Origin of the sequence: Pseudomonas sp. Xaverov 259 (assembly GCF_019352915.1) — a bacterium.
Classification (GTDB): Bacteria; Pseudomonadota; Gammaproteobacteria; order Pseudomonadales; family Pseudomonadaceae; genus Aquipseudomonas.
On the sequence record NZ_JAAAFV010000027.1, the window covers coordinates 74,938 to 85,865 of the forward strand.

The 10,928-nt window shown below is 60.8% G+C and carries 8 protein-coding genes and 1 tRNA gene; 3 read left to right on the forward strand and 6 right to left on the reverse strand.

Annotated elements, in window-relative coordinates; genetic code table 11:
• Positions 1-36 precede the first annotated feature (36 nt).
• Both desA and K0H48_RS09655 read left to right on the forward strand, forming a co-directional pair.
• Positions 37-1,221 (forward strand): delta-9 fatty acid desaturase DesA, encoded by a 1,185-nt coding sequence (gene desA, locus K0H48_RS09650; RefSeq protein ID WP_017136693.1) that lies wholly within the window; start codon positions 37-39, stop codon positions 1,219-1,221.
• A gap of 324 nt (positions 1,222-1,545) precedes the next feature.
• Entirely contained in the window at positions 1,546-2,547 is a 1,002-nt protein-coding gene (locus K0H48_RS09655; RefSeq protein ID WP_219267297.1) for a sensor domain-containing diguanylate cyclase, read from the forward strand.
• Positions 2,548-2,668: 121 nt separating this feature from the next.
• Here the strand turns inward: K0H48_RS09655 and K0H48_RS09660 are convergent, their stop codons facing one another.
• The 3 genes from K0H48_RS09660 to gabD form a co-directional block, all read right to left on the reverse strand.
• Positions 2,669-3,871 carry an HDOD domain-containing protein gene (locus tag K0H48_RS09660; protein WP_219267298.1) on the reverse strand — a complete coding sequence of 401 codons (1,203 nt, stop codon included), beginning with the start codon at positions 3,869-3,871 and terminating at the stop codon, positions 2,669-2,671.
• Positions 3,872-4,010: 139 nt separating this feature from the next.
• Positions 4,011-5,288 (reverse strand): 4-aminobutyrate--2-oxoglutarate transaminase, encoded by a 1,278-nt coding sequence (gene gabT / locus K0H48_RS09665; protein WP_012721619.1) that lies wholly within the window; start codon positions 5,286-5,288, stop codon positions 4,011-4,013.
• Between the two features lie 182 nt (positions 5,289-5,470).
• Complete coding sequence (gene gabD, locus K0H48_RS09670; RefSeq protein WP_056858131.1) at positions 5,471-6,913, reverse strand: NADP-dependent succinate-semialdehyde dehydrogenase; 1,443 nt, start codon at positions 6,911-6,913, stop codon at positions 5,471-5,473.
• A 371-nt stretch (positions 6,914-7,284) separates the two neighbouring features.
• Here gabD and K0H48_RS09675 point away from each other — a divergent pair.
• Positions 7,285-7,361 (forward strand) — tRNA-Arg (locus K0H48_RS09675).
• A gap of 334 nt (positions 7,362-7,695) precedes the next feature.
• Here K0H48_RS09675 and K0H48_RS09680 read toward each other — a convergent pair.
• The 3 genes from K0H48_RS09680 to K0H48_RS09690 form a co-directional block, all read right to left on the reverse strand.
• On the reverse strand, positions 7,696-8,283 hold the full coding sequence (locus K0H48_RS09680) for a hypothetical protein (RefSeq protein ID WP_219267299.1): 588 nt from the start codon (positions 8,281-8,283) through the stop codon (positions 7,696-7,698).
• Positions 8,280-8,852: an RNA polymerase sigma factor gene (locus K0H48_RS09685; RefSeq protein ID WP_017136679.1), complete on the reverse strand. Its 573-nt coding sequence runs from the start codon at positions 8,850-8,852 to the stop codon at positions 8,280-8,282. Before K0H48_RS09685 ends, K0H48_RS09680 begins: the two co-directional genes overlap by 4 nt.
• Before the next feature lie 150 nt (positions 8,853-9,002).
• Positions 9,003-10,628, reverse strand: coding sequence for a VWA domain-containing protein (locus K0H48_RS09690; protein ID WP_219267300.1), 1,626 nt, complete (start codon positions 10,626-10,628; stop codon positions 9,003-9,005).
• Between the last annotated feature and the right edge of the window lie 300 nt (positions 10,629-10,928).

The window sequence follows — 10,928 nt, forward strand, 5'->3', positions numbered from 1 at the left end:
AGCTGTTTTTTTCTTTATCTGAGGGCCATACAGCCTATGTGGTACAACGGTTTTCTTGACCTGTCAGCCTGGCAACTGGTGGCAGTCACGCTGTTGATGACCCACGTGACCATTGTTGGGGTCACGGTCTATCTGCACCGTTATTCAGCCCATCGCTCCCTGGAGCTCAATGCCGGCCTGAAACACTTCTTCCGCTTCTGGCTGTGGCTGACCACGGCGCAGAACACCCGCGAGTGGACCGCCATCCACCGCAAACACCACGCCAAGTGCGAAACCGTCGACGACCCGCACAGCCCGGTCATCAAGGGTTTGTCCACCGTGCTGCGCAAAGGCGCCGAGCTGTACCGCGCCGAAGCCGAGAACCCCGAGACCCTGCGCATCTACGGCAAAAACTGCCCGGATGATTGGATCGAGCGCAAAATCTATACGCCTTACCCGCTGCTGGGCGTGGCGATCATGGGCGTCATCGACCTGCTGCTGTTCGGCACCATCGGCATCACCATCTGGGCGATCCAGATGATGTGGATCCCGTTCTGGGCCGCCGGTGTGATCAACGGCCTGGGCCATGCGGTTGGTTATCGCAACTTCGAGTGCCGTGACGCCGCCACCAACCTGGTGCCGTGGGGCATCATCGTTGGCGGTGAAGAGCTGCACAACAACCACCACACCTACCCGAACTCGGCCAAGCTGTCGGTGAAAAAGTGGGAATTCGACCTGGGTTGGGCATGGATCAAAGTATTCAGCTTCCTGCGCCTGGCCAAGGTGCAGCGCGTCGCGCCGATTGCCCACCGCGTCGAGGGCAAAGGCCACCTGGACATGGACACTGCCATGGCGATCCTCAACAACCGCTTCCAGATCATGGCCCAGTACCGCAAGTTGGTGATCGGCCCACTGGTCAAGCAGGAGCTGGAAAAGGTCGATCATTCGGTACGTCACCAGTTCCACCGTGCCAAACGCCTGCTGTCGCGTGAAACCAGCCTGCTGGATGACCGCCATCACGTGCGCATCCAGAGCATGCTCGAACACAGCCACGCGCTGACGGTGATCTACGAGAAGCGCCTGGCACTGCAGCAGATCTGGCTCAAGACCAGCACCAATGGCCACGACATGCTGGCTGCGATCAAGGAATGGGTGCATGAGGCTGAGGCCAGTGGCATTCAGTCCTTGCGTGATTTTGCCCACCAGTTGAAGACCTACTCGCTGCGCCCTGCAGCGGTCTGAGACGACCTTGTGGTGAGCCGGCTTGCCGTGGCGAGCAGGCTTGCCCTGCGTTGGGCTGCGAAGCAGCCCTGAAACCAAACACCGCGCCCTGCCTGTCAGAACGCGGTGTTTTTATTGGGGCCGCTGCGCGCCCCAACGCGGGGCAAGCCCGCTCGCCACAGTAAGCCCGCGCTGCGCATACTGGTTTCTGACGCCATTTCTTAGTCAGCCCGTTCACGGAACTTCACCGCAATTCCCCTCTCTCAAGGAACACTTCGCCATCATGGCGGCCCCTTGTAGTGACCGCTGCTCCATCCTGCGGCGTGCCCAGAGAGAGTTGTGCCGATGGTTCCCGAAAAGCCCTATTCAACCGATGCGCCCGTCGCTGAGCACCCGCGCCCGGCTGCGGCGGCTACCCTGCTGGCGCTGATGCATGCCCAGGGTGAAGTCGAACGGCTGAGTGAACGCGAACAACTGCTCAGTTCACTGCTGGTCAGCGTGAATGCCGTGCTGTGGGCCATCGATTGGGAAACCCGTCGCGTGTTGTACGTAAGCCCGGCCTACGAGCGGGTGTTTGGCCGATCCGCCGGCTTACTGCTCGCCGACCACCGCGAATGGCGCAACAGCATTCACCCCGAGGACCTCGACTACGCCGAACACAGCCTGGCCCGCGTGATGGAAGACGGCGCCGTGGAGGACCGCGAGTACCGCATAATCACCGCCGATGGTCAGATTCGCTGGCTGAGCGACAAGTGCTATATCAACCAGCAGGTCGAACCCGGCAAGCCGGTAATTGTGGTGGGCATGGCCGAAGACATCACCGAAAAAAAGCACATGGAGTTGGAGCTGCACCGACTCGCCACCACTGACGTGCTGACCCAAAGCAGCAACCGCAGGCACTTTTTCGAATGCGCCAACCAGGCGTTCGACAGCGCCTGCGCCCAAGGCGCTCCACTGGCGTTCCTGCTGCTGGACATCGATGACTTCAAAGACGTCAACGACAGCTACGGCCACCTGGAAGGCGATCAGGTGTTGCGGCGTATCGCCGAGAGCGGTCGCGGCGTACTGCGCCGTGGTGACCTGTTCGGACGCATTGGCGGCGAAGAGTTCGCCGCCGTGCTGCCTGGCTGTGCCCCGCAGATGGCGTTACAGGTGGCCGAGCGGCTGGGTAAGGAAATCCAGGCACTGAGCTTCAGCTTTGAAGGCCGGAACTTTACCGTGACCGTCAGCCAAGGCCTGGCCAACCTGCGCGAAGACGACTCAACCCTGGACAGCCTGTTCGCACGGGCCGATGCCGCCATGTACGAGGCCAAGCGCCAAGGCAAAAACCGCGTCATAGAAGGTTAGGACTCGGTCAAAATGTGGGAGCGGGCTTGCTCGCGAATGCGGTGTGCCAGCCACCGAAAATATTGACTGATCCACCGCATTCGCGAGCAAGCCCGCTCCCACATTGGCTCCTCGTGGCCAGCTAGGTTTTGCGCACCCGCATCAACTCCGACAAGCCCACCTTGAGCAACCGCGCGGTCTTGCCCTTGGCCAATGCTTCCAACCCCTCATGCTCGGTCAATCGCGCCATCTGCGCCGCCAGGTTCACCACCAGCGCATCGCGCGAATACACCCCGCCTTCGAGTGAATAGGTCGCCGCAATCAACTGCCGCAGCTCCAGCGGCAAGCGCCAGCGCGTGCGCAACGCCGAACCGTAGGCGGCACCAAAGGTGAACAGGGATTCGCCAATCACTTCGTCATCCAGCGCCCCACCACCCTGGCGCCAGTCTTCCAGGCAGCGTAACAGGGCCAAGTCACCCAGCCGATGCAGAATGCCGGCGCAGTAACAACGTTCGTGGTCCAGCTCCAGCATGCGCGCCAGGCGGCGGGCGTATTCGGCGGTGTCCTGGGACAACTGCCAATAGCGCTCGGCGTAGGCCACCAGTGCCGGGTCACCCAGCACTACGTTGTGCTTGAGCGCGAGGCCCAGGATCAGGTTCATGCTCTGCCCGGCCGCGAGCTTTTGCAGCGCAGCGGACAAGGTCTGCACCGGCGTGCCGTGATAGCCAGCGCTGTTGGCGGCGGCGATCAGTACAGCGGTGATTTGCGGGTCGGTTTTTACCTGATCTTCCAGTTGCCTGAGGTCAAGACCTTCCGGGGCGAGGCTGTGCTGCACGGCGGCTTTCACATCCACTCGCAGCGGCGCGCCGTCGGACGCTTCGCGGCGGCGCTCCAGAAAGGCCGGCAAGGTCATGCCCGGCGCCAGCGGCGGTATCTCGCAATACACACTTTCGCCTTCATTGAGCAGCAGGTCTTGCAGGCGCTGGGTCAGGCCTTCCATGTTCAGGGGTTTGGTCAGGTACGCGGTGGGCGCCAGGGGCAAGGCTTCGCGCACGCTGGCGCTGTCATTGCGATTGCTCAGCAGAATGAACGGCAGCGAACGGTGCTTCTGGCGCACGCTGCGCAGCAGGCTCAGGCCATCGACGCCCGACAGCTCCCAATCCGCCAGGATCAGGTCGTAGGTTTTGTCTCGCAACAGCGTGGCCGCTTCCTGGCCATCGGCACACACATCCAGCCGCGCGTCGCAGCGCACATTCAACAATACTTGCTTGAGCAGGTCCCGCGACCAAGGGTCCGCCTCGGCAATTAACACGCGGGGTACAGCGGGTAAATCAACAGCAGTCATCCAGCACGCTCCATCGGCAATGCTTGCACCTTAGACAATCACGCTACCTACGTACAATGAACATGGCCTGAATGTGCTGCATCGGGCACAAAAAAACCCGCCGAGGCGGGTTTTTTCTGTCGATCAAGTCAGCATCCGCTTACAGCTCGGAGAAGCACTCTTCGATGATCGCCAAACCTTTGTCCAACTGCTCGTCCGGCGAGGTCAGCGGCACCAGTACGCGCAACACGTTGCCGTAGGTGCCGCAAGACAGCAGGATCAGGCCCTTGTCACGTGCCTTGGCCACCACGGAAGCCACGGCAGCCGCGTTCGGCTTGTGGCTGTCGCCATCTTCGAACAGCTCCACCGCGATCATCGCGCCCAAGGCACGCACTTCACCGATCACCGGGTACTTGGCTTGAATGGCTTTGAGGCCCGTCACCAAGCGCTCGCCCACCGCCTTGCAGCGGTCCAGCAAGTGCTCTTCTTCGAACACTTCCATCACCGCCAGCGCAGCAGCGCAAGCAATCGGGCTACCGGCGTAAGTGCCGCCCAGGCCGCCTGGGGCAATGGCGTCCATGTATTCAGCCTTGCCGCACACACCGGCCAGCGGGAAACCGCCAGCGATGGATTTGGCAAAGGTGGTCAGGTCGGCGGCAACGCCCATCTGTTCCATGGCGAAGAACGTACCGGTACGGCCGGCACCGGTTTGCACTTCGTCGGCGATCAGCAGGATGCCGTGCTTGTCGCACAGCTCGCGCAGGCGCTTCATGAAGGATTTAGGCGCGACGTAGAAACCGCCTTCGCCCTGCACCGGCTCGATGATGATGGCAGCGATATCACGCGGCTCGGCATCGTTCTTGAAGATGCGCTCGATGCTGGCGATGGCATCGTCATCGCTCACGCCGTGCAGTTCATTCGGGAACAGTGCGCGGAACACGCCGCCTGGCATCAGGCCCATGCCGGCCGAGTAAGGCACGACTTTACCGGTCAGGCCCAACGTCATCATGGTGCGGCCGTGGTAAGCGCCGGTGAACGCGATCACGCCAGCACGGCCAGTGGCGGCGCGGGCGATTTTCACGGCGTTTTCGACCGCTTCGGAACCGGTGGTGACCAGCAGGGTTTTCTTGGCGAAATCACCTGGCACCTTGGCGTTGATTTTTTCGCACAGCTCCACGTACGGCTCGTAGGCCAGCACCTGGAAGCAGGTGTGAGTCAGCTTGTTCAGTTGCTCGGTCACGGCCGCGATGATTTTCGGGTGCACGTGGCCGGTGTTCAACACGGCGATACCGCCGGCGAAGTCGATGAACTCGCGACCTTCAACGTCGGTCACGGTGGCGTTCTTCGCGGATTCGGCGAAGATCGGGTGAATCTGGCCAACACCGCGCGGTACAGCGGCTTCGCGGCGTTTCATCAGGGATGCGTTGGTCTTGCTCATAAAGTCCTCATTCGCCACTCATCGGGTGGCGTGGTCCAAGGAATACGTGGAGGGGAGGCAACTACGGCAGCATGCGATGATCGACTGCCACAGCTTTCCCGGCCACTACGAATAACGTCTCGAAACACGCAAAGGGTCAGCGCTCTCGTGCCCTCTGCGTTTACTGCAATCTCTCGCTGAGCTTAGATGCCCAGGCAGAGGTATTTGATTTCCAGGTAATCCTCGATCCCGTACTTGGAGCCTTCACGGCCCAGGCCCGAAGCCTTGATGCCGCCGAACGGCGCCACTTCGTTGGAGATCAACCCGGTGTTGACGCCAACCATGCCGTATTCCAGGGCTTCAGCCACACGGAACACACGGCCCAGGTCGCGCGCATAGAAGTAAGAAGCCAGGCCGAACTCGGTGTCGTTGGACATCGCGATCACTTCGGCTTCGTCTTTGAAGCGGAACAGCGGCGCCAGTGGGCCGAAGGTTTCTTCCTTGGCGACAGCAGCATCTTTGGGCACATTGACCAGAATGGTCGGCTCAAAGAAGTTGCCTTCCATCACCTTGCCGCCGGCCAACAGCTTGGCGCCTTTGCTCAGGGCATCAGCGATGTGCTCCTGCACCTTGGCCACGGCTTTTTCGTCGATCAGCGGGCCAGTGGTGGTGCCTTCTTCCAGACCGTTGCCGATCTTGAGTTTAGCCACGGCCACTTTGAGTTTTTCGGCGAACGCGTCGTACACCGAATCCTGAATGTACAGGCGGTTGGCACACACGCAAGTCTGGCCGTTGTTGCGGTACTTGGAGATGATCGCGCCTTCGACGGCCTTATCCAGGTCGGCGTCGTCAAACACGATAAACGGCGCGTTGCCGCCCAGCTCCAGGGAGACTTTCTTGATGTCCTTGGCGCACTCGGCCATTAACTGGCGACCGATCTCGGTGGAGCCGGTGAAGGACAATTTACGCACGATCGGGTTGCTGGTCAGCTCGCTGCCGATATCACCGGCGCTGCCGGATACCACGCTGAACACGCCTTTCGGAATGCCTGCACGCTGGGCCAGTTCAGCCAGGGCGAACGCCGAGTACGGGGTTTGCGAAGCCGGCTTAAGCACCATGGTGCAACCAGCGGCCAGGGCCGGGCCGGCTTTACGGGTGATCATCGCAGCCGGGAAGTTCCACGGCGTGATGGCCGCGGTAACGCCGATCGGTTGTTTGATCACGATCAGACGCTTGTCCGGCTGGTGGCCAGGAATCACATCACCGTAGACGCGCTTGGCCTCTTCGGCGAACCACTCGATAAAGGAGGCGGCATAGACGATTTCGCCTTTGGCTTCGGCCAGCGGCTTGCCCTGCTCCAGGGTCATCAGGCGCGCCAGGTCGTCCTGGTTCTCGATGATCAGCTCAAACCAGCGACGCAGTTTGTTGGCGCGGTCCTTGGCGGTGAGTGCACGCCAGGCCGGCAACGCCTTGTCGGCGGCTTCGATGGCACGGCGGGTTTCAGCCGCGCCCATCTTCGGCACGGTGCCAAGAATTTCGCCCGTAGCCGGATTGTTGACCTTGATGGTTTGACCGTTGTCCGCATCGACCCAAGCGCCATCGATAAAGGCTTGTTGGCGGAACAACTGGGTATCTTTGAGCTGCATGTCGGCTTTCCTTAACAGCACCGCGCGCACGCGGAGCGAATTAGAGTTGTTGAAAGGCGCCTTATGGGCTGCCGTCAGGGAAATCAGCCCCAGCACGCGAGATAAGTGAAATAGCGCACGGGAGACAGAGCGTTTGAAATCTCAAACGAATCCTAGGATCAATGGGGGTACAGGGCAATAGTCTGTTCGAAAAAAAGAACGAAAACGGCGCATTTGCCGAATCTTTCTGATCAGCGTGTTTCGGCCGGGTTCCAACCTTTCGATCGCTGGCACCCGGCGTAGAGCCGCTTGGCAGCAAATTCCTACCCATAAACGGCCAAAGACCAGCATGGACGCCCAAGGTCGACATGGGTATGATGTCGCCCGCACAAGCATCCGTAGCTCAGCTGGATAGAGTACTGCCCTCCGAAGGCAGGGGTCGTGGGTTCGAATCCCGCCGGGTGCACCACATACAGATGAAAAAGCCCCAGGTCGGAAGACCTGGGGCTTTTTTGTGGGCGTTTTTTGTATGTCCTGGGCTTCAAGCATCCGCACTATCCGAATAGTTGACTTGGGGTGTAAATAAATCTGTGCCCATTTCCCCCGCAGCGCCTTTCCAGGCGAACGATGATCAAAATGTGGGAGCGGGCTTGCTCGCGAAAGCGGAGTGTCAGCCAATACAGGTGTGACTGATACACCGCTTTCGCGAGCAAGCCCGCTCCCACATTTGGCCAAGTTGTTTTCAAGACTCGATTAAAAAGCCCACCACCGAGTAGTCGGTGTCGGGCTTTCTTTGAAGGCATTTATCGCTTCTGCAACGCCTCCAACCGCGCCGGCAAGTCTTCCTCGGGAAAGCGCTCATGCAGCGCCAACAGCTTTTCATCCGCCGCTTTGGCTTGCCCCGCCATGCGCAGGTTCACAATCTCCTGCAGCCCTTCCTCCAACGAAGGCAAGGCCAGCGGTACGCGCTTACTGAGTTTTTCTGCCGGCTGATCGGCAAACGCACCGATGGCTTCAGCCTGAACCAGCGCATGCTCAACTTTCGGCGCTGCTGCCATCCGCGCCATGGGTGCGGGCGCAGGTGCGGCATACATCTGTGGGGCTGGCGCCGCGGAAAATGTCGCGGGGGATATCTCCGGCTGGGTCACGGGCACGCGCATCACCACGCCGATCATCAGTGCCACACCGGCGACGGTGGCGAATGCCATTTGCCAGCGTGGTTGGCGGCAGGCTTGCAGCCAGCGTCGCCACAGGCTGGGTTGCAGCTTGGGGGCTTCGCGGCGGGCGGTGGCGAGGAGGAAGGCGTCGAGGGACGCAGGCGGCTCGCCGGTGCTGTGTTGACGCAAATGCTGGATCAGCTCGTCGTCAGGTGTGTGTGGGGAGTGGGTCATACGAGTATCTCCTCGGCCAGCAGGCGGCGCAGTTTCTGCTGGGCGTAACGCAGGCGGCTTTTGACGGTTTCCAGCGGGGCGCCGGTGAGGGCGGCGATTTGCGGCACTTCGAGGTCGCCGTGCAGGCGTAGCAGGAAGACTTCGCGCTGGTCTTCGGGCAGGTCTTGCAAAGCGGCGTCGAGGCGCGCCTGGTCACGGCTCAGGCTCAGTTGCTGCTCAGGGCCGGCGCTGTCGTCGGCCTGGGCGTGCAGTTGTTCGTCGTAGCTGTCGTGCAGCGGGTTGTGGATGCCGTGCTTGCGCCAGTGGTCGATCAGGCGGTTGCGGGCAATTTGGAACAGCCATGTACGAAAACTCGCCCGGCCCTGTGGCTGGGTGGTGCTGCGGATCAGGCTGAGCCAGGTTTCCTGGTACACCTCTTCGGCCAGTTCGGCCTTGTTGCTCAGTGATACCAGGAACCGGTAAAGGCCTTGGCGGTGCCGCGCGTATAACACCTCGAACGCGGCAGCGTCGCCGGTTCGGTAGCGGGCCAGCAGCGATTCGTCGCTGGGTGAGTCATCGGGGACGGCCATGTAGGTTGCGAACTCCTTTCGATGGATCGATGCACATTGACTGTGGGAGCTGGCTTGCCTGCGATGCAGACGACTCGGTACATCCTATACACCGAGTTGCTGCAATCGCAGGCAAGCCAGCTCCCACATTTGATGGTTGCGTGTTCGGGGTCAACGTTTGAGGCTCTGCGCCACTTCCACCAGTTGCACGAACTCGTTGCGCAACCCGAACGGGTCATCGCCGCGTGCCGAGCGGGCCAGTGCGGCGGTGTCCTTCAAGCTCATGCTGCCAGTGTAGCGGCCATCAACCTTGAGCTGTTGGGCGAAGGCGGCCACCGCTGCCGCGAAGCGCAGGTCGGCGCTGGCCGGGGTGGTTTCGTTGCGGATGGGCCGTTCAACCAATTGGCTGGCACCGCCCACCGCTGGTTTGTAGCGCACGCGCAGCATGGCCAGCTCAGCGGAGGTGTTTTCAGCCCCAGGCGCGGCAGCGTAACGCAACGGCTCCAACCAGCCCTTTTCACCTTTGGGCACAATTTCGTACAGCGCGGTCACGGTGTGCCCGGCGCCAATTTCACCGGCGTCGACCTTGTCGTTGTTAAAGTCCTCGCGTTTCAGGGCGCGGTTTTCATAACCCAGCAAACGGTACTCGCTGACCTGAGCGGGGTTGAATTCCACCTGCAACTTCACATCCCGCGCCACCACCGCCAGGGTCGAGCTGAGCTGATCCACCAGCACCTTGCGGGCTTCGCGCAGGTTGTCGATGTAAGCGTAGTTACCGTCGCCGGCGTCGGCCAGTTGCTCCATCAGGTGCTCGTTGTAGTTATCCACACCGAAACCCAGGGTGGTCAAGGACACGCCGCTTTTGCGCTGGTCGACGGCCATCTGCTTGAGGCTGTCGAAGTCGCTGACGCCCACATTGAAGTCACCGTCGGTGGCCAGCAGGATGCGGTTGATGCCCTTCTCTATAAAGCCGGCACGGGCCATCTGGTAAGCCAGCTCGATGCCGGAGGCGCCTGCCGTGGAACCGCCGGCGGTGAGTTGGTCGATGGCGTTGCGGATCTTGGTTTTGTCGCGCCCGGAAGTCGGCTCAAGCACCACACGCGACTCACCGGCGTAGACCACCAGCGACACACGGTCTTGATCACGCAGCTGGTCCACCAGCAATTTCAGCGTGCTTTTCACCAGCGGCAACCCTTCACGGCGGTCCATGGAGCCCGACACATCCACCAGAAACACCAGGTTGGCCGGCGCCAGGTCGGCCACCGCGCGGTCGGACGCCTTGATGCCGATGCGCAGCAGTCGCGTGTGTGGGTTCCACGGCGTGGCGGCGACTTCGGTGGTCACGCCAAAGGGCGAGCCATCAGTGGGCAGCGCGTAGTCATAGGGGAAATAATTGAGCATTTCCTCAAGCCTAACGGCGCCGTCAGGTGGCAGCCGCCCTTGGTTGAGGAAACGTCTCACGTTGGCGTAGCTGCCGGTGTCGACGTCTGCGCTGAAGGTCGAGACCGGGGTTTGTGCAACGCTGTAGACCGGGTTGTCGGGCAGATCCTGATAGCGCTCTTGAGGCTCGGCCCGGTACGCCAAAGCCACAGCCTCATGCATGGGCATTGGCGCGGCCATCAATACAGGCGTAGCTGCTCGCTTGGCCAAGGCGCCCTCAGGGCGGGGAGCAGATAGGGGCCCGACCGGCTTGGTTGCCTCGGGAGAAGATGACAACTCACAGCCTGCAAGCGTCATCAGTACGGTGACGGCGACACTACAGGCGATGGGACGCGTAATTAAAGGTACATGTGACATGGTGCCGAACCTCAACAGTAAATAATCCGTTCACAGGTTCAGACGCGAACCACAGTGGGTTCGGGTTAATGACCAAGATTCGCTTGCACTGCACGCTCGTCCGACTGCGCAGTGAACGCCAAATGTCAGCTCATGGCGTAGAAGGCCGTAAGCGATTCAACGCTGTCGAGTCCAAGAAAATTTGCCGCCCTGTGGGAAAAACTTAAAATAAAACTACTTTAGTAAAATTTCTTACTTAAGCATCAATAATAGCTTCACCAACAATGCCGATTCTGTAAGCAGTTCTGTATGTCGAAAAAG